Source organism: Sphingobium sp. DC-2, assembly GCF_000722555.1.
Lineage (GTDB): Bacteria > Pseudomonadota > Alphaproteobacteria > Sphingomonadales > Sphingomonadaceae > Sphingobium > Sphingobium quisquiliarum.
Genome location: NZ_JNAC01000114.1, coordinates 193,384 through 212,457, shown reverse-complemented (window position 1 = coordinate 212,457; position 19,074 = coordinate 193,384). Strand labels below are relative to the sequence as shown.

The 19,074-nt window shown below is 61.7% G+C and carries 18 protein-coding genes; 5 read left to right on the top strand and 13 right to left on the bottom strand.

Going from position 1 to position 19,074, the window contains the following annotated elements; all coding sequences use genetic code 11:
* Window positions 1-60: 60 nt before the first annotated feature.
* The 4 genes from ET21_RS0120125 to ET21_RS0120110 form a co-directional block, all read right to left on the bottom strand.
* Window positions 61-2,520 (bottom strand): TonB-dependent receptor, encoded by a 2,460-nt coding sequence (locus tag ET21_RS0120125; RefSeq protein ID WP_030541075.1) that lies wholly within the window; start codon window positions 2,518-2,520, stop codon window positions 61-63.
* A gap of 79 nt (window positions 2,521-2,599) precedes the next feature.
* Window positions 2,600-3,631: an aromatic ring-hydroxylating dioxygenase subunit alpha gene (locus ET21_RS0120120; protein WP_030541074.1), complete on the bottom strand. Its 1,032-nt coding sequence runs from the start codon at window positions 3,629-3,631 to the stop codon at window positions 2,600-2,602.
* Between the two features lie 236 nt (window positions 3,632-3,867).
* The gene (locus ET21_RS0120115) at window positions 3,868-4,977 is read right to left on the bottom strand and encodes an FAD-dependent monooxygenase (RefSeq protein ID WP_037471520.1); all 1,110 of its coding nucleotides are present in this window, start codon (window positions 4,975-4,977) and stop codon (window positions 3,868-3,870) included.
* Between the two features lie 195 nt (window positions 4,978-5,172).
* Window positions 5,173-6,120 carry a LysR family transcriptional regulator gene (locus ET21_RS0120110; RefSeq protein WP_021236525.1) on the bottom strand — a complete coding sequence of 316 codons (948 nt, stop codon included), beginning with the start codon at window positions 6,118-6,120 and terminating at the stop codon, window positions 5,173-5,175.
* A gap of 194 nt (window positions 6,121-6,314) precedes the next feature.
* Between ET21_RS0120110 and ET21_RS0120105 the strand changes: the two genes are divergently transcribed.
* Window positions 6,315-7,037 (top strand): EthD domain-containing protein, encoded by a 723-nt coding sequence (locus tag ET21_RS0120105; RefSeq protein WP_030541071.1) that lies wholly within the window; start codon window positions 6,315-6,317, stop codon window positions 7,035-7,037.
* A gap of 10 nt (window positions 7,038-7,047) precedes the next feature.
* Here ET21_RS0120105 and ET21_RS0120100 read toward each other — a convergent pair whose 3' ends face one another.
* The 3 genes from ET21_RS0120100 to ET21_RS0120090 all read right to left on the bottom strand — a co-directional run bounded on the left by ET21_RS0120100 (window position 7,048) and on the right by ET21_RS0120090 (window position 9,284).
* A complete protein-coding gene (locus ET21_RS0120100) occupies window positions 7,048-7,431 on the bottom strand; it encodes a dihydroneopterin aldolase (RefSeq protein ID WP_051585296.1) in 384 nt (127 codons plus the stop codon).
* Between the two features lie 102 nt (window positions 7,432-7,533).
* On the bottom strand, window positions 7,534-8,391 hold the full coding sequence (gene purU / locus ET21_RS0120095) for a formyltetrahydrofolate deformylase (protein ID WP_021236522.1): 858 nt from the start codon (window positions 8,389-8,391) through the stop codon (window positions 7,534-7,536).
* 29 nt (window positions 8,392-8,420) lie between these two features.
* Entirely contained in the window at window positions 8,421-9,284 is an 864-nt protein-coding gene (locus ET21_RS0120090) for a methylenetetrahydrofolate reductase (protein WP_030541069.1), read from the bottom strand.
* 301 nt (window positions 9,285-9,585) lie between these two features.
* Between ET21_RS0120090 and ET21_RS0120085 the strand changes: the two genes are divergently transcribed.
* A complete protein-coding gene (locus ET21_RS0120085) occupies window positions 9,586-10,995 on the top strand; it encodes a glycine cleavage T C-terminal barrel domain-containing protein (protein ID WP_030541068.1) in 1,410 nt (469 codons plus the stop codon).
* Window positions 10,996-11,151: 156 nt separating this feature from the next.
* Window positions 11,152-11,901, top strand: coding sequence for an IclR family transcriptional regulator (locus ET21_RS0120080; RefSeq protein ID WP_030541067.1), 750 nt, complete (start codon window positions 11,152-11,154; stop codon window positions 11,899-11,901).
* A gap of 16 nt (window positions 11,902-11,917) precedes the next feature.
* Here ET21_RS0120080 and mnhG read toward each other — a convergent pair whose 3' ends face one another.
* Genes mnhG through ET21_RS0120050 form a run of 6 tightly spaced genes read right to left on the bottom strand, consistent with a single transcriptional unit; the run spans window position 11,918 to window position 17,924 of the window.
* A complete protein-coding gene (gene mnhG / locus ET21_RS0120075) occupies window positions 11,918-12,265 on the bottom strand; it encodes a monovalent cation/H(+) antiporter subunit G (RefSeq protein WP_030541066.1) in 348 nt (115 codons plus the stop codon).
* A complete protein-coding gene (locus ET21_RS0120070) occupies window positions 12,262-12,543 on the bottom strand; it encodes a K+/H+ antiporter subunit F (protein WP_021236515.1) in 282 nt (93 codons plus the stop codon). Before ET21_RS0120070 ends, mnhG begins: the two co-directional genes overlap by 4 nt.
* On the bottom strand, window positions 12,540-13,022 hold the full coding sequence (locus ET21_RS0120065) for a Na+/H+ antiporter subunit E (protein ID WP_021236514.1): 483 nt from the start codon (window positions 13,020-13,022) through the stop codon (window positions 12,540-12,542). Before ET21_RS0120065 ends, ET21_RS0120070 begins: the two co-directional genes overlap by 4 nt.
* A complete protein-coding gene (locus ET21_RS0120060; protein ID WP_030541065.1) occupies window positions 13,019-14,650 on the bottom strand; it encodes a monovalent cation/H+ antiporter subunit D in 1,632 nt (543 codons plus the stop codon). Before ET21_RS0120060 ends, ET21_RS0120065 begins: the two co-directional genes overlap by 4 nt.
* Window positions 14,647-14,991: a Na+/H+ antiporter subunit C gene (locus ET21_RS0120055; RefSeq protein ID WP_021236512.1), complete on the bottom strand. Its 345-nt coding sequence runs from the start codon at window positions 14,989-14,991 to the stop codon at window positions 14,647-14,649. The genes ET21_RS0120060 and ET21_RS0120055 overlap by 4 nt, the downstream gene beginning before the upstream one ends.
* Window positions 14,991-17,924, bottom strand: a complete 2,934-nt coding sequence (locus ET21_RS0120050) for a monovalent cation/H+ antiporter subunit A (protein ID WP_021236511.1) — start codon at window positions 17,922-17,924, stop codon at window positions 14,991-14,993. Before ET21_RS0120050 ends, ET21_RS0120055 begins: the two co-directional genes overlap by 1 nt.
* Window positions 17,925-18,122: 198 nt before the next feature.
* Here ET21_RS0120050 and ET21_RS0120045 point away from each other — a divergent pair, with 198 nt between their 5' ends.
* On the top strand, window positions 18,123-18,566 hold the full coding sequence (locus ET21_RS0120045; protein WP_030541063.1) for a DUF2383 domain-containing protein: 444 nt from the start codon (window positions 18,123-18,125) through the stop codon (window positions 18,564-18,566).
* Window positions 18,567-18,744: 178 nt separating this feature from the next.
* Complete coding sequence (locus tag ET21_RS0120040) at window positions 18,745-19,047, top strand: alkylphosphonate utilization protein (RefSeq protein WP_030541062.1); 303 nt, start codon at window positions 18,745-18,747, stop codon at window positions 19,045-19,047.
* Window positions 19,048-19,074: the final 27 nt, after the last annotated feature.

Genomic DNA, 19,074 nt, shown 5'->3' with positions numbered 1-19,074 from the left:
GGAGGTTGAAGTCCCTTGAAAAGGCTGAGCCGGCGAGCAGGCAACCGGCTCAGCATGTCATCAGAACCGGAAGTTTCCGCGAATTCCATATGTCCGTGGAGGCGCGTAGTTGGTGATGATGGTATTAGCGACTGAACTATTCAATTGAGTGATGGTGGGAACGGTGCGATTGGTGAGGTTGCGGCCCCATAGGGTGATCGCCCATGTTTCATCGGGATCGCCGAAGCTGATGGAGCCGTCGACCACAAAGTCCCGCCCGGAATAGCTTTGGGGCAGATAGTCGAAGCCGACGACCCGGTTCGAACGGTAACGTCCTTGCGCGGCGAAGGTGATGCGGTTGGGCCCAGCATCCACATACTGTTCGATGCCAGCGCTGGCCGACCATTTCGGCGAGTTGAAGCCGGGTTTGCCGCTGCAATCGACGTCATAGACGGTTTGACCAAGCGCATTCGTTCCCGGTGCATAGGGGCATCCTACCGCAGGAGGAAGGAAGGTCGCGCCTCGCGGCGTCTGGTAGGAATAATCGTCCAGCCTGTTTTCAAGATATTGGACCGATCCGCTCAGTAATGTTGAAGGGGTGGCCCTGAACTGTATGTCCACATCCACACCCTTGATGGTTGAACGACCGGCATTTTCGGTGAAGTAACTGTTAAGACCAAGAGCATCGAGACCGAAGTGGGAAACCTGCTGACCCGAATATCGCCAGTAGAAGGCTTCGATATTCAACTGGAGGCGATTGTTGAAGAATCGGTTCTTTAGGCCGACAGTTGCCGCCTTGATATATTCCGGTTCGAACGTTTCATGGCCCAGGGACAGCGAGAAGCCACCGGAACGATAACCCGTTTCATAGCTGGCATAGGCGAGCGAATTGGGCCCTGCGTCGAATTCAGCCGCAAGACGATAGGTGAAGCGGTTCTGCGTGACGGTGTCGTTCACAACAATCGGAGAATAGAAAAGGATATTCCCCGCCGACCCGAAAGGCCGGGCATTGGCCGGTCCAGGGGCAACTGGAAACCCCAGGGGAAGATCGCTGGCGGGGATCGCCGCGGCAATTTCAGCCAGGGAGCGGCCCACGGGGACGGAGGGCCCGGCAAGGCAGCCCGGTCCTAACGGAGGCGCTGCGTTCGTGCAGATGTTCAGCAATGTCGGCGCTGACCCGTCCAGCGACTTGCGGTCATGCGTATAGCGGCCTGCGGCGACCAGGCGGAAGCTGTCGGCAAGGTGGAACGTCAGGCGGCCAAATCCCGCCGTCGACCGCGTGCCGACATCATAAGATTGGATCGACGTCGCGATATACTGGTTGAAGACGGAACGGCCCCTGGTCGTTTCGTCAAAATAATAAGCGCCAAGCAGCCATTCCGCCGGACCGATGCGCTTGCCGTTCAGGCGCACTTCGGCGCTGAACTGGCGGTCGCGCTCATCGACACGGCCGCCGCGAAAGCCGGGCCCGTTGAAGAGGTCGTCGAGCCTGGACCGGCGGTAAGCCGAAATGACGGTAAGATCGCCGATCCCGGTTTCCACGCCGAGTTCGCCGGTCACGCCCCAATTGGTGTCGTTGATATAGGGCCTTTCCACCGGTGCGGGGAAGTTGAACGATCCCCCAATGACCAGTTGGCTGAAATAATCCCTTGCTTCCGGTGAGGTCAGGCCGCTGCGTCTGTCGAGGTTGGAAGGGACGAAGACATAGTTTGCGGGCGCGGCCGATGAAGCCGGTGCGCCCGGCACGAAGGCCAGGGAGCCCTGGTAGGAGCCCCCGGGCCCCATTCCGCCCACATGAGAATAGTCAGCCGCGAGGCGCAGGCTGACACCATCCGAAGGTTCGGTCAGGAACTGCGCGCGCACGCCCCGGGCCTTGGAATCGGCCGTACCGTCGTCATTATAACCGTCGGAATGCAGAACCTTGCCAGCGACGCGGAACGCGGAATTGTCACCGACCGGAAGGTTGATGGCGGCTTCGGCCTCCACATTGTCATAATTGCCGATGCCGATGGAGATCGCACCCCCCAGCTCGCCGATTTTCGGCTTGCTCGGCAGGACGTTGATCGCGCCGCCGGTTGCGTTGCGGCCGTAGAGCGTGCCCTGTGGCCCTTTGAGCACCTCGATCCGTTCAAGATCGAAGAAGGCGCCGTTGGTGGCAGTGGGGCGGCCGATATAAACGCCGTCATAGTTGAAGGCGACGGCTGAATCGCTATAGGCATTGTTGGTGAAGTTGCCGACGCCGCGGATGAAAAAGCTGGCCGTTGCGCCGCCACCACTCGCAACATTGAGCGAAGGCGCAACAGCATTCAACGTCGCGGCACTATTAACGCCTGCGCGGGTGAGTTCCGCCGGAGCGACGACATCGATAGCGATCGCAGCCTTCTGCGCGGATTCAACACGGCGCTGTGCCGTGACGACAATGTCCGCAAGACCTTGATCACCTGTCATCGGCTGCGGCGCCTGAACATCCTGCGCCAATGCAGATGTCGCGCCAAGCAGCACGGCTATCATGGCCCCGCCTGCTAATAAATTGGGCTTCATGGACTTCCCCTCCTTTTCAATATTATTATAGACAGAGGATCGATTATTGATCCTTTTGCCCACTGCATGATCGGACGGCTCAGGCCGCCTCGCCGTTATTTTCCTTTTCGATCATGTGAGCCAATATGCGGCGCGCCCTCACGGCGGCGTTGTCGATCGGCAGCAGCGCTGGATTGCAGGCCCAGAGATCGCCCGTCCCCATCCGCGCCTGCTGCGCCTCCAGCATCGGCTTGTCTTCGGTTGCGAAGATATTGTTGACGAACTTTCCAAGAGCTTCATTATAGCCGGGATCATCCGTGCGGAAATTGCGCGTCGACAGGACGAAATAATGCGTTTTCATTGCGCCTTCCGGCGTCATGATGTGCATCGTCACGGATTCGACAGGTGATCCATTCAGTGGGTCCACCGGCTCCACATGGACGCATAATTTCATCACGGCGGGCGGATACCATACCACCTCTGTAAATGTATTCGCTAGCGATCCGGGACGATCGAGTTCGCGATCGAGTGCCGGTGGAGCGACTTCATTGGGGTTTTCCCAACGAACCGTGACGATATTTCCTTCGACCTTCACCTTTTCCTTTGCACGAGTGAGGCCACCGCCGCCGAGCGTATCGGGGTGAAGGTAATCGGTGTGGGTGAGATCGAGTATGTTGTCGGTGCAGAGTTCGAAATTGGCCTTGGTTGGCAGATAGCCGGTGAACTTGCCGTGGGCAGGTGTCCGGTCGATGAAAGAAAGATCAGGGATGAGGCTGTCGTCGGCAGCCTTGATGTCGCCCATCCACAACCAGATGAGATCATGCCGCTCGACAGTCGCCCATGATCTGACGGACAGAGCATCCGTGATTTGCCCATGCGGGTTATGCACGCATTTGCCGCCCTTGCCGAAACGCAGGCCATGATACCGGCACATGACTTCGCCATCCTGATAAACGCCTGCCGACAGGGGCGCGAGGCGGTGAGAACAAGCATCCTTGATGGCGGTTGCATGACCGTCCTTGTCCCGGAAGAGTAGCATCGGGATGTCGCAGATGGTCCGCGGCAGCAGGTCACCGGCTTTCAACTCAGTTGGCAAGGCTGCAACATACCAACAGTTACGGGGATATATCATCCAGCCTCACCCTCTTCCCGATATATATTATCCTGAACTTGCACGCCGCTGTTTCAAAAGTGAAACTGATAAGGTTTATGGATTTGGATAGAATTTATGAATGGCTTGTCTTGTAGAACCTGGCATGCGCCTGACAGTTAGACGGCACAGTTGCGGTTAACCCTGCGCCCGCCGGGATTTTCTGAAGGGGCGGCAGGTTGCCAGATCGCTGATGCCAGAACTCCGCTGCCTTCCTTTCAGATGTCGATCGCGAGCGCGGCCTGTGCATGGGCCATGCGCCTGTTCAGTTCATCGGGATGGCCGCCCGCCTGCTGCAAATTACCGATGGCGACGGATTCCTCGACGACAAGGCGGCAACGCTCCCACCGGCGCCCCTCGAACCGGTCGAACATATCCTCCGGCGTGCCGCCCCCGGCGAGTATGTCCGCCAACACCATCGCATCCTCTATCGCGATCCCCGCGCCCGACGCGAGATGCGGCGTGGTCGCATGGCAGGCATCGCCGATCAGCAGCACCCTGCCCTTGTGCCACGGGCGCGGCAGAAGCAGCGCGTCGAGAGGCCGGGCAATGATCTGCGTCCCCGCCCGGATCGCGGCCCTCACCGCGTCCATCGCGGTCCCGCCAAAGGGCGTCAGCATCGCGCTCAGTTCCGGGGCCAGCCTGTCATCGTCCAACCGGCGGCGATCCGCGCTGGTTTCCAGCAGCCAGAGATACATTTGCGATTGGGATACAGGCATCACGCCGCATGTGACGTTCGCTCCCACATAGAAATGAGGCCGGTCGATCATTTCGGGCCGATCCGCCAGCAATCGCCAGCAAAATTGACCCGTGTAGCTGGGGACCGGCGCATCCGGGAATATTTGGGAACGTGTCTGCGAAAATGCGCCGTCAGCGCCGATGACAATGGGATGACCGACCACTTCTCCGTTGGACAGCCCGACCTCGACCGCATCCTCCAATATCGTGATGCTTTTCGCGGTGACGCCGAGCCTGACGGGAATGCCCAATTCCCGCACGCGTGCCGCCATGATGCGATGAAGTTCCGGCCGCAATATGCCGCCCGCTGTCGGCAGCCCCGGCTCCAGCGGCTGCATCGGCAATTCGATCAGCGTGGTTCCGTCAGCAGCGCAGATCAGCGCGCCCTTGTCGATGAAATAGCCTGCGGCCCTGACGTCATCGAGCAATCCCAGGCGCTTGAGCGCCCTGTAGGTGGGACCGGTGATGCTGATGCCGGCGCCTGCGACGCGCCAATGGGGATCTGCTTCGATGATTTCGGCCCTGATGCCCAGCTTCGCCGATTGGATGGCCAGTGCCATTCCGGCAATTCCGCCTCCCACGATCAGCATGGATGGCTGTTCCTCATCCGGAACGGCTTGAACATCATCACCTCCCCCCATGTCCGCGGCATTATGGAACACGACTTTAGCGGGAGTCCTGCATGCTCACGAACTGATTGAATTGATGTCCTTCGATAATATCTGTGAATAGTTGTGACGGGGTGAACCCCCAGCATCAGGAAGGATAACGGGCGGCCGCATCGTTCAAAGGGGTAATGCTGCATCCAGTTCGAATGCGTCGAGCTTTTCAGTCTGCTCTGCGGCGAGGCGCAACTGGTTTCGCAGCCAGAGCAGTCCATCATCCGAACTGCGGGCGCTATGATATTGCGCCATTTCGCGCATGATGGGGAATTTGAAGGGCATGGGCTGGAAGGCGATCGGGAATTTCGCCGCCATCAGCTTCGCCAGGCGGTGATGCATGATCGACAGGCGTTGCGTCCCGATCAACAGCCATGGAACCAGCGTGAAGGAAGGCGCGACGATCTCCACCTGCCGTTGCAGGCCCATGGAACTCAGCTGGGCGTCGCCATGGGCAAGCTTTCGATGGCGCCCGAAGGACACGGTAATATGGGGCGACGAAAACAGTTCATCCTTCGAAATCGGCCTGCTCATCAGGGGATTGCTTGCCCAACCGGCGATGACATGCCTTTCCTCGAAGAGAAGCTCGGCGGGATGGACGTTGGAGACAAATTCTTCCGGCGTGATGAAAATGTCTATGAAGCCTTCTTCAAGATCGCCCCACACATTGTCTTCCGGCAGGATGAGTTCAAGCTGCACGCCCGGCGCAATGACGGGAAGGCGATTGGCGAAGTAGGAAATTACAGCGGTCGATGCATAGTCGGACGCGACGATACGAAACCGCCTCTGACTGGTGAGCGGGTCGAAAGCCGAATTGGTGGTGATGAGGATTTCAGCTTCCCGCAGACAGGCGAGAACCTGCGGATAGAGGCCCTCCGCAAAGGCCGTGGGAAGCATCCGCTTTCCGTGGACGACCAATATCTCGTCCTTGAAATAGCTTCTCAGCCTGGCGAGGGCGGAACTGACCGCGGGCTGGCTGAGATTCATTTTCACGGCTGCGCGGGATACGCTTCGGGACGACATCAGGGCGTCGAAGGCCACCAGAAGGTTCAGGTCCAATCCTTTGAGCCGCATCTCTACGATCCGTTTTTCTTATTCAATGCTGAAACGATAAACGCATCTGTGAATAAAGCAATTTGCCGCCTTCATTGTGATCAGCGAGGCCAAGCTATCAGCGATTTGGATCGAAGATCATAAATATAAAGAGTTTTACATAGGCTGCGCATCAGCGGAAGGCTCTCGACGAACTGGTTAAAAGGGGTGACAATATGCTGAAGGTCGTTGCTGCCGTGCGCCGCCGCCCCGGTATGACCTATCGCGAATTCATAGATTATATCGTCAATGTCCATGGCGGGCTGACGCTCGCAAATCCGCTTGGCCTCGCGCGCTATGTTCAGAACCATGTCGTGGACGGCGCCTATTCCACCGGCGCATATGCCAGTTACGGCGGAGCGACGCATCGCGACAGCGTTACGGAACTTTACTTTCGCAGCCCGGACGATCTGAAGCGGACCTTCACCGATCCCTATACGATCACCGTGATCGCTCCCGATGGCGAGAAATTCTCCGAAACGGCGACCACGCAAATGGCTTTCACGCGGGAAACCTGCTTATCGGAGCCATACGGGACTGGTGATGCCGTCAAGATCATACACTTCCTGTTCCCGGAACATGGCTCAACCGCGCAGGATGTTCAGGCCCGCTGGGACGATATCCATGCCGCAGCCCTTGCCGCCGCTCCCGCTTTGGAAGCAGCACTGCGCGGTCTGACGAGATCCGACGCCCTGCCCCTGCCGGACCCGCAAATGGCCAGGCATTTCGGTGGCGCCGACGGGCCCGCCATCGCGCTCATGATCAGCTTGTGGGTGGCGCCGGATGCGCTGGAGCATTTCCGCGCCTATGAAAAATCAGTGTTAGCGTCCGGCCTCCTCCAGGCGGATCGCTGCTACTTCCTGATCTGCAAGGAACATCAGATCTATCCGCCAATGTGATGGCGGCGCATCATGCTGGACCATCGGGTGCAAGCCCTTGCTGATCGCGGCGCACCGACACCTGCACCCCCGCCATGCCGCGCGTGATCGCGAACGGCTTGTCGATGCTGACGTCCGCCTCAATCACATGGGTCCATGAAAGGCATTTCTGGGCAAGCATATAGGCAAAGGTTTCGATCAGGGGGATGTGCACCAGAGAAAGCGATTCCGCCGCCTTGACGATCCGGCGGTAATCGACCGTGTCCTCTATGCCGTTCACCGCCCCGGTGGACAGCAGCAACTCCACCGTGATGACGAGGGGCTGACGGCGGCCGATTTCGTCGGGGTTGATGCCGATGTCCGCCAGAAGCGGCAACTCCTTGACGCGAACCTTGGTAAGAACGGAATTCATCATCTTGGCTGGGCCCTCTCCGCCGCCTTTATCATATTGCTGAGCAGATATGCGATGGTCATCGGCCCTGCGCTGCGGGGACCGGGAAGCTGGCGCGCCATGGCGTCAGCTTTTGAACACGACCGTGCGCGACTGGTTCAGGAACACGCGGTCCTGAAGGTGCAGGCGGACGGCCTCCGCAAGGACGCGGCGCTCGATGTCCCGGCCCCTGCGGACAAGTTCGTCGGGCACGTCGGCATGGCCGATCATTTCGACATCCTGATGGATGATGGGGCCTTCATCAAGGTCGGCGGTGACATAGTGGGCGGTCGCGCCGATCATCTTGACGCCGCGGTCATAGGCCTGGTGATAGGGCTTGGCCCCCTTGAAGCCGGGCAGGAAGCTGTGATGAATGTTGATGCAGCGGCCGGACAGGAAAGCGGCCATGTCATCGGACAATATCTGCATATAGCGGGCGAGTACCACCAGCTCCGCCCCGCTATCGTTCACAACTTGCTTGATCCTGGCTTCCTGCTCCGCCTTCGTGTCCTTCGTCACCGGGAAATAATGATAAGGAACGTCGCCGATCAGCGATGTGTGCAGCAATTCGCGCGGATGGTTGGAAATGATCGCTACGACATCCATCGCCAGTTCGCCAATCCGGTAACGGTAGAGCAGATCGCCAAGGCAATGGTCCCATTTGGAAACCATCAGCACCACCTTTTTCGGAGTGGCCTGGTCCCGCATGACCCATTCCATCCCCGCGCCTTCGCTGACCGGCGCAAAGCCGTCACGCAGCGACTCCAGCGTCTCGCCCGCGCCGGGCTTGAACGCGATGCGCATGAAGAATTTGTTGTTCATGCTGTCGTCGAATTGCTGCGCATCGACGATGTTGCAGCCGCGTGAAGCGAGAAATCCGGCCACTTGCGCGACAAGGCCGGGCTTGTCGTCACATTGAAGCCGCAAGGTGTAGATGTCGGGCACGTCAGACTCCTCCTTTCTTTACTGCCGCGTCAGTGCGCGCGGTCATAGTCGTTGATCCAGGCGACGGTCTTCTCAAGCCCGCCAAAGGGATAGAAATGAAGCCGCACGCGCCCATGCTGAGGCCCCAGCTTTCGCGCGAAGGTGTCGACCAGCTTGTCCGGTCCCGCCGAACCGAACAGCTGCGTAATGGAAATGCCGTATTTCGCAAGGACCGAGGCCGACGCCCCGACGCCGCACCGTGCCGCGAAGCGCAGCAATGTCTTGATGCCCGCAGGTCCGGGAACGCCGATGCGGACCGGGGCGCCGATGCCGCGCGCCCGCAGATCGGCAAGCCAGTCCAGAACCGCATCCGCATCGAACACGAACTGGGTGACGATCAGCGGCGCCATTCCGCGGCTTTCAATGTCCGCCACCTTGTCTTGCAGTACGTCCCAGCATTGCTGCTTGCTCATATTGGGGTGCCCTTCGGGATGGCCGCCGATCCCGATCGCGGTGATCCCCGCCCGTTCGAAAGCGCCGCTTGAGATCAGCGCGCTGCTGTCGAAAAAGGGGCCTTCCGGTTCGGAAGGATCGCCCGCGATCACGAAGCAGCGCTTCACGCCCGCTTCCGCCACAGCCGCCGAAAGATAATCCTCGAACTCGCCAGCGGATTGGATGCGGCGCGCCGAAAAATGGGGCATCGGTTCAAAGCCCAGATCGCGCACCAGCCTTGTCGCGGCAATGCGAGCCTTGAATTCCTCGCCCGGCAGAAACGTCACCGCGACAGGCGTTTCCGGCCTGAGGGCAGGCGCGGCGGCACGCAGGGAGTCCACATCCTTCGCCGTCATTTCCAGGGAATAGCCATCCACCATATTGGCAGCGGCGCGATCCCAGTTCGGATGAATGATGGGCATTCCATTCCCCTCCAATGTCGCTGTGCGATTCTCTCTAGCGCGGCAGATTATCTTCGGATAGGTGAATTCTTCATGTTATTGAATATGGAGGGGTGCGACATCACGGAACGGCCGGTGATTCCATCGCCCGTTTCCCGGCAGGAGGAGACCGTCTCCTGCGTCGGCGGGGCGTAATTGCGGGTGATCGAAAATGCTGGCCGCATGGCGCCATCGGAAGAAACGCGAAGGTTCGATGAAGTCCTCAGGGAATGGCTGTCATTCCCATGAATATGTCCAAGACGCAAAAGTGAAAGGCAACGGCATGAGCGAGAAGACACTCCAGAATATTCTGGATGAACAAGGCAATATCGTTGAATTCCTGCGCAACCAGCAGGCCGGTCCCAATGTCTACCCCGGCGTTCCGGGCGAATATTCCAACTGGCGCGATGAACAGCGCAGCTGGGCGGAAACCGCGGTGCTGTTCAACCAGAGCTTCCACATGGTCGATCTGCTCGTCACCGGGCCGGGCGCTTTCGACATGCTGTCCTACCTCGCGCCCAACAGCTTCAAGGGCTTCGTTCCCAATCGCGCCAAGCAGTTCGCGCCGGTCACGCCGGAAGGCTATGTGATCGGCGACGTCATCCTCTTCTACCTCGAAGAGGAAAAGTTCGAACTGGTCGGCCGCGCGCCCTCGATCGAGTGGGTCGAATATTGGGCCTCGACCGGCAAGTGGGACGTCAAGGTGGAACGCGACGAGCGCACCGCCGCGCGCCCGCTGGACCAGCAGGGCTACCGCCGCAACTATCGCTTCCAGCTCCAGGGCCCCAACGCGATGAAGGTTCTGGAAAAGGCGATGGGCGAAACCCCGCCGGACCTGAAATTCTTCCACATGGCGCCCGTGAAGATCGCCGGCGTCGAGGTGCGGGCACTGCGCCACGGCATGGTCGGGCAGCCGGGTTACGAACTCTTTGGCCCCTGGAAGGATTATGACACCGTCCGCAATGCCCTGATCGAAGCGGGCAAGGATTTCGGCCTGACCCTGTGCGGCGGGCGCACCTATTCATCCAACACGCTCGAATCCGGCTGGATTCCTTCGCCCCTTCCCGCTGTCTACACCGGCGAAGGCACCAAGGGTTTCCGCGAATGGCTGGGCGCGAAATCCTATGAAGGCATGTGCTCGCTGGGCGGCAGCTTCGTTTCCGGCAATATCGAAGACTATTATCTGACGCCCTGGGATCTTGGCTATGGCATCATGGTGAAGTTCGATCATGACTTCGTCGGCCGCGAAGCGCTGGAGAAGATGAAGGACCAGCCCCATCGGACCAAGGTCACGCTGGCCCTGGACAATGAAGACATCGTCCGGGTCATGAGCTCCATGCTCCAGACCGGCGACAAGGCGAAATTCCTGGAATTCCCCACCTCCGTCTATTGCATGCACCCATATGATTCCGTCTTGAAAGACGGGAAGATCGTCGGCCTGTCGACCTGGATCGGCTACACGGTGAATGCTGGCCGCTTCCTTGCACTCGCCATGGTCGATGCTGAACTGGCGAAGCCGGGAACGGAGGTGACGCTGCTTTGGGGCGAGCCGGACGGCGGCACCCGCAAGCCCACCGTCGAGCCGCATGTGCAAACCGAAATCAAGGCGATCGTCGCGCCGGTGCCTTATTCCGAGGTGGCACGCGATTCCTATGCCGATGGCTGGCGCACCAGGGCGGCGAAGGCGGGCTGAGCCGGTTCATGTTCAGCGATCCGGCCGTGAAGCGCGGCCGGATCGCTGAACGGCGAGGGCGGCGGCGCGAAAGTGGGTTCCTTCCATGGCTGGTTCCAGCCTACAGCAGGCGTGCGCTTAGCGAGCGCGGGGCCCTGACGTTTTGAACGGAACATGATGACAGCGCAGACGAATATCCAATCCAAGGTCAAGTCCGCCTTGCGGACTCTCGATATTCTGGAACTGGTCGTCGCTTACAGGACCGGCATATCCGCGGTCGAGATTTCAGCAGCGCTGTCCATCCCGGAAAGCAGCCTTTCCTATCTGCTTTCGACGCTGACGGACCGCGCTTATCTGAACCGGGAAGGGCGGCTCTATTTCGCGGGCGCGCGGCTCGACCGGCTGCGCGAACCTGCCGAAGGGCAAAGCCTTGCCGACCGCGCCGCCCCGCTGGTGAAAGCCATATGCGGGCAGTTGAACGAGACCACATCGCTGTTCATGCTGACGGGATGGGAGGCGGAGGCTGTGATCACGGAAACCTCCTCCCAAAACCTGCGCTATTCGATCGACGTGGGCACGCGCACCCCATTGCATTGCATCTCGGCTGGCAAGGCCCTGCTCGCCGCGATGCCGCCCGACCAGTTGGAAAGCTACTTCACGGAAAGCGAGCGGTTGAGCTACACGCCCAACACGCGCTGCGACCGCCGGGATATTGAAGAGGAACTGGCGCGCGTGCGCTCCGGCGGGTTCGCCAGGACTCGCGATGAATATAGCCGGGGCATATCGGCGATCGGCATGGCAGTGCCATCCGATAGCGCGGTGACCTATGCCATCAGCGTCGCCGTCCCAACGTCGCGTTACGACGATGAGGTTGAGGGAAAGATCATCGAAATTCTACGCAAGACTACGACGCTCCTGAAGAACTAAGCGCCCCATGTGCCGATCACTCGTCGTCCGCGGGCACATGGGCCGCGCCCTCGCTTCGATCCCTGTACAGGGCCGCGCGCGCCAGCAGGATCAGCGTCACGGGCGTCGTCAGCGTCACGAACAGGATGATCAGCAGTTCATGAATGACGGGCCGGGTCTGCAACACCGTGAAGCAGATCATGGATGCGGTCGCGACGAGCACCGTGCCCAGCGATGCCCCAAGCGTCGGCGCATGAACGCGGTCGTAAAATGTCTTGAGGCGGATCAATCCCAATGTCCCAACCAGCGTGAAGGCCGCTCCGGCAAAGAGCAGCAGGCCCACGATGATCGCCGCCCAGCCGGGCAGGTCCGGCACCTGGATCATTCGATCACCTCCCCGCGCATCATGAATTTGGCCAGCGCGACCGTGCTGGTGAAGCCCAGCAAGCCTATGACGAGCGCCCCTTCGAAATAGAGGGTGCGGCCGGTCTGCACGCCATATGTGACCAGAAGCAGCATGGCGCTGACATAGAGCGTGTCCAGACCCAGCACCCGGTCCTGCGCGCGGGGGCCGCGCAGAACGCGAAAGCAGGCGCAGCCCATCGCCAGTCCCAGCAGGATCTGCGACAGGGTGATGACATAGGCCAGGGCCAGCGCGCTCATTCGAATATCTCCAGCAGCAGCCTTTCGTAGCGGTGCTTGATGAGGTCGATCCATTGCTGTTCGTCGATCAGGTCGAGCACATGGATGAGGATGACGTTGCGCCGTGGATCATGCTGCACCCACAAGGTGCCGGGCGTGGCCGTCAGGATGATCGCCAGCACCGCCAGCGCATAGGGATCGCGCAGCGCGACCGGCAGCTGGATGAAACCCGACTTGCGATCCGGCCTGCGCATCAGCACGATCTTGCCCACCGCTATGTTCGACCGGATGATATCGGCAATGACGATCCGCGCGAGCGTCAGCATCGCGCGGCAAAAGCGGATTTTCGGTCTCTCCCAGCCCAGCGGCAGCATCACGCGCGGCAGAAGCAGCGCCACGGCGGCCGCCACCAGCACATGGCCGGGCGAAAAGCCGGTCAGCAGCACCCACATCACGAAGAGGGAGAAGGCGAGGAGCGGAAAGGGAAAAAGCCTCCTCATCGCGCCGCCGCTCCCGCATCGGCGCCCGCGCGCGGCGCTGAAAGGACAGCTTCGATATAGATGGCCGGGTCGGCCAGGGCGGCGGCCGTCTGGTCGAAATAGCGCATCGCCGGGCCTGCCATCACCATCAGGCCGACGCATACCGCCAGCAGCAGTCCGATCGGCCCGACCTCGATGATGCTCAGCCGCGATGGCGAATCCTCGCCCGGCGTCCACAGGAGGTCGATGCCCGCGCGCGTCATCGCGACCATGGCCGCGAGTCCCGACAGGATCATGAGCGCAATCAACGCCACGTCCAGGCCGCTGATCCTGTCATGGCGGAAGAGGGCGTCGATGATGGCGAACTTGGCGATGAAGCCGGACAGCGGCGGCAGGCCGGACAGCAGCAGCGCGCAGAATATGAACCCGCCGCCCAGGATCGCGATGGTGCCGGGGATCACCACGCCGATTTCGCTTTCCTCCCCTTCCGGCGCGCCGACATATTCATCGTCGAACACCGGTTCGGCGATCCCGGCGATCATGTCCTCCTCATCCGCGTTGCGCTCCACGGGTTCTATGATCAGGTAGAGCGCGCCGACGGCCAGCGTCGAACTGACCAGATAGAAAAGCGTTGCCGCGATCAGCGCCTGTCCGCCGATCCCGATCGAGGTGAGCAGGATGCCGGACGATACCAGCACATAATAGCCCGCTATGCCGGTCAGCTGCCTGACGGACAGGATGCCGATGATGCCGAAAGCCATGGTCGCGAGGCCAGCGAAGCGCAGCCATTCGTCGGCGAACCCCGCCGCGCCCCCCGCGTCAGCCCCCAGCAGTGCGGAGGACAGGCGCAGGATGACGTAGATCCCCACCTTGCTCATGATCGCGAACATCGCGGCGACGGGCGGCGCGGCGGCGGCGTAGGTTCTGGGCAGCCAGAAGCTGAGCGGCCAGATGCCGGCCTTGATGAGGAAGGCGACGCCCAGCACGGCCGCGCCGCTTTCGAACAAGGCCAGGTCCGAGCGGGCGATGGCCGGTATGCGCAACGCAAGGTCGGCGATGTTGAGCGTGCCGGTCACGCTGTAGATGATCGCTATGCCGGTCAGGAACAGCAGCGACGCGGCGATGTTGATGGTAATGTAATGCAGGCTGGCGCTGGTCCGCTCCGTCCCCGACCCGTGCAGTATAAGGCCGTAGGAGGCGGCAAGCAGCACTTCGAAGAAGACGAAGAGGTTGAAGATGTCGCCGGTCAGGAACGCGCCGTTCACGCCCATCAGCAACAGCAGGAACAGCGGATGGAAACGCGGCCCCGACCTGTCCCAGCGCGCCAGCGCGTAGAGGAGAGTGGTCAGACCCAGGACGTTGGTCAGCAGCAGCATCATTGCCGACAGCCGGTCGATCACCAGCACGATGCCGAATGGCGCGGGCCAGTTGCCCAGCAGATAGGCATAGGAGCCTGAGGGAGAATCCGGGGAACCGCCCGCGACGCGCCAGAGCAATGCCGTCGAAACCGCGACCAGCGCCACCATGGTCAGGAAGCTGAGCAGCCGCTTGAGCGTGCGCCGCCGCTCGTCAAAGGCAAGCATGACCGCGCTGGCCAGCAGCGGCAGCAGGATCGGCAGGATGATGAGATGATGCGCCCACCCGGTCACTGGTCGCCATCCTCGCCATCGACATGGTCAGTGCCGGTCAGCCCGCGCGAGGCCAGCAAAACGACCAGCAGCAGCGCCGTCGTCGCGAAGGAGATGACGATGGCTGTCAGCACCAGCGCCTGCGGCAAGGGGTCGGCATAGAGAGCGGGGTCGCTTGCCGCATCGCGCGCGACGACCGGCGGCGCGTCCGTGCGGATGCGCCCGGCGGCCAGGATGAACAGATTGACCGCATAGGCCAGCAGGGAAAGGCCAAGGATGACCTGGAACGTTCGCGGACGGAACAGCAGCCAGAGGCCGGATGCCGTCAACGTGCCGATGGCGAGCGCAAGGACGATCTCCATCAGCCTTCCCCCTGCCTGACTGCCGGGCGGGGCGGAAGGTCGTCGGGCTTGCGCGTCCGGGGCGACCGGATCGATTGGTGCGCCAGCGCGATAAGGATCAGCACGGTCGTGCCCACGACAACGGCGAAGACGCCGATATCGAAGATCAGGGCGCTGGCAAGGGGGATCGCGCCGATCAATGGTACGGTCACGTAGCGCGCTTCGCTCGTCAGGAACGGATAGCCCAGCAGCAGCGAGGCGAGACCCGTCAGCAGGGCGCAAAGCAGGCCAAGGCTGATCCAGCGGACAGGCCGGACATTCAGCCGCGCCTCCACCGAGCGCGTCCCGCTGGCCATGTAGAGGATCAGGATCGCGATCGACACGGTGACGCCCCCGGCGAACCCGCCGCCCGGCAGGTCATGGCCCCGCATGACGAGATAGAGGCCGAAGGTCAGGACAACGGGGAACAACCATTCCATGATGACACGCGGTATGAAGAGATAATGCGCGACCGTATCCCCCATCTCGGCGCCGCTGCGCGCTTTGTCGGCGGCGTTTTGCTGGCGTTGCTGATGCGGCAGTTCGACGCTTTCGGGGGCGGGCCTGAACCGGCGCAACAGGGTGAATATCGTCAGCGCGACGATCGACAGGACGGTGATTTCCCCCAGCGTGTCGAAACCGCGAAAGTCCACGAGGATGACGTTGACCACATTGGTGCCGCCCCCCTCCGGGTAGGCTTTTTCGATGAAGGCGCGTGATATCGAGTCCGGTTGCGGGCGGGTCATCATCGCATAGGTGACGGCGGCTATTCCCCCGCCTCCCAGAAGCGCGATGGCAAGGTCGCCGCCCCGCCGCAGTTTGACGGACCAGGGGTTTGGCGTGCCCTGCCACATATCGGTCCGCCGCATCGGCAGCCAGCGCAATCCGAGCAGCAGCAGGGCAAGGGTGACGATCTCCACCAGCAATTGGGTGAGGCCCAGGTCCGGCGCGGACAGCCAGACGAAGCTGATGCAGGCCGCAAGCCCCGCCACGCCAGCCAATGTGAGCGCCGCGACCCGGTGGAACTTGGCCTGCCAGGCCGCCCCGGCCGCGCATGCGCCGCCTATCATCCACAGCACGGCGAAGACGGGATCTAGCAGCGTCGTTGCCTTGTCGCCCAATGTGAAGCCGAGCAGCAGGAAAGGGATCGCGCCGCCCGCCAGCGCCGTGCCGATGATCAGCCGCAACTGCACCTGCAACCGCGACGTGCCCAGGAGCCTGTGCAGCATGCGCGCGCCGTCGATGATCGTGGCCAGCGTGGCTTCGAACCCGCGCCGTCCCTTGATCCGGCCGATGATGGGGGACTGTTCGATGGCATTCAATCGGGAACCGGCGATGCGATACATGATCGCTCCGCCCAGCAAGGCGGCCATGCTCATGAGCAACGGCGCGTTGAAGCCGTGCCAGATGGCAAGGCTGTATTCCGGGGTGGCCGCGCCCAGCATCGCGCGGGCCGCCGCCGCCAGCAACGGTCCGATCGTCAGCGCCGGAATGATGCCGACCAGCAGGCAGAGCAGCACCAATATCTCGATCGGCAGGCGCATCCATGGCGGCGCTTCCTTCGGCTGGTGCGGCAGATCGCGAGGTTCCGGGCCGAAAAAGGTCTGATGGATGAACCTTATGGAATACAGCACGCTAAAGGCGCTCGCCAGCGTCGCGAGATAGGGCAGCAACTGGTCGATGATGGTCCCGCTATGCCCCTCCAGCGCTTCGGCCAGGAACATCTCCTTGGAAAGGAAGCCGTTAAGCAGCGGGACGCCCGCCATGGCCGCGGCCGCGACCATCGCCAATGTCGCCGTCACCGGCATGTAGCGTGCAAGGCCGCTCAACCGGCGCAGATCGCGCGTGCCGGTTTCATGATCGATGATCCCGGCCGCCATGAACAGCGATGCCTTGAACGTCGCGTGATTGACCGTGTGGAATATCGCGGCGACCGCCGCCAGCGGACTGCCCAGGCCCAGCAGCAGCGTGATGAGGCCAAGGTGGCTGATGGTGGAATAGGCCAGCAACCCCTTGAGGTCATGCTGGAATATCGCGGCCCAGGCCCCGATCAGCAGGGTGGCGAGGCCCGTGGTGGTAACGATCAGATACCAGGCGCCGGTGCCCGCCAGCACGGGCCATAGCAGGATGAGCAGGAAGATGCCCGCCTTCACCATGGTGGCCGAATGGAGATAGGCCGACACGGGAGTGGGCGCAGCCATGGCGTGCGGCAGCCAGAAATGGAACGGGAACTGTGCGCTCTTGGTAAAAGCGCCAAGCAGGATGAGGATGAGAGCGGGCAGGTACAGCGCGTCGGCGCGGATCTTCTCACCCGCCGCGAGCACCACGTCCAGGTCGTAGCTGCCCGCCATGCGGCCCAGCAGCAGCAGACCGACCAGCAGGCACACGCCGCCAAAGCCGGTGACGATCAACGCCATGCGCGCGCCGTCGCGGGCGCTCTGGTTATGATGCCAGTAGCCGATCAGCAGGAAGGAAAACAGGCTGGTCAGTTCCCAGAAGAACGCGATCTGGATCAGGTTCCCGGACAGGATGATGCCCAGCATCGATCCCATGAAGGCCAGCAGGAAGGAGAAGAAGCGCGGGACGGGATCTTCCGCCGACATATAATAGCGGGCATAAAGGCTGACCAGCGCGCCGATCGCCAGCACCATCCCCGAAAACAGCAGCGTCAGGCCATCCAGGCGAACCACCAGGTTGAGGCCGAGGATCGGCAGCCATTCATATTCCTGCCGCACCGTTCCGCCACCGGCCACGGCGGGATAGAAGAATGCGATCGCCACGAGCCCGGCCAGCGCGACCATCCCCGACATCGCCGCCGCCGTCGCGCGCGCCCGCACCGGCAGCCACGCAGCGCAAAGGCTGGCGAGATAAGGAGCGGCAAGAACGAACAGGAGGAGGCGCGGGTCGGGGGTCAAAATCAGATTATCTTCAATGGCGTAGACAGGGGATGACAAACCTTATGGTGGTGATTGGATGCTCAAGGCAAGCCGCTTGGCGAGAAGATCGCTCCAGCAGGGCCATAGACGCCTTTTCCCCCCAGGCGCAAACGGATAGCGGAACCCTTCCGCAACGGGCCGTGTTCCGGTCAGGGGAATATCTATCGGGAGCAGACTATGGCGAATGCAGCTGATCATGCGGTCATGCAGGCCGTGGGGGACCGGCTGATCGACACGGCCGAACTCTATGCCAGCGCCGCAAAGGTGGCAGACCAGCCCGCGCTCAAGTCACGGCTGGAGGAGACCGCGCATGACAGGATGCACATGGCCCGCGAACTGCTCGCGCGGATCGGCGTCACGGGACATGAAATGGAGGCTTCCGGGTCGCTCCTTACCCTGCTCCACCATCTGCGCCTGAAGATCGACCAATGGACCGGCGGCAATGACGACGCCGCCCTGTCGAACGTGCGGCAGGAAGATCAGGAACTGGCGAACATGATCCACGGCCATATGCGCGATCCCGAAATCACCCAGGCCATGCGCGCCCTGCTGGCGAAAGTCGCGTCCTGCCTGCCGCCTCCGTCCGAAGACACCGGGCTCAAGGGGCTGGCCACGCTATGAGTTCGCCGCTTCGCAACGGCGGTGCGGCATAACGGCTCCCCTGACGCAGGATCGAATGAAAGCCTTCGCCATCGGGCACAGGCTTCCGGCCGCCGGTTAAAGCCCCCGGCGGAAACGCTTTGCCCTTGGCCCGGATCGCTTCGCTGTTGTACCGGACCCCATCATCATGGGAGGCGATATGGCTGACGAGGACTATGTGTATGACGAGGACAGCGGCGAATGGCTGCCTGCGTCCGAACTGGCGGACCGGCAAGCCGCCGCTTCGCAGCCCGAAGTGCGCGATGCGGTCGGCAACCTGCTGGCCGATGGCGATCAGGTCACGCTGATCAAGGATCTGGAGGTCAAGGGGGCGGGCCAGACATTGAAGCGCGGCACGCTGATCAAGTCCATCCGCCTCACTGGAGACGCGCAGGAAATCGACTGCCGCTACGAAGGCATAAAGGGCCTCGTTCTGAGGGCCGAGTTCGTGCGCAAACGCTGACGCTCCGCCTGCACGGCCGCAAGCCCC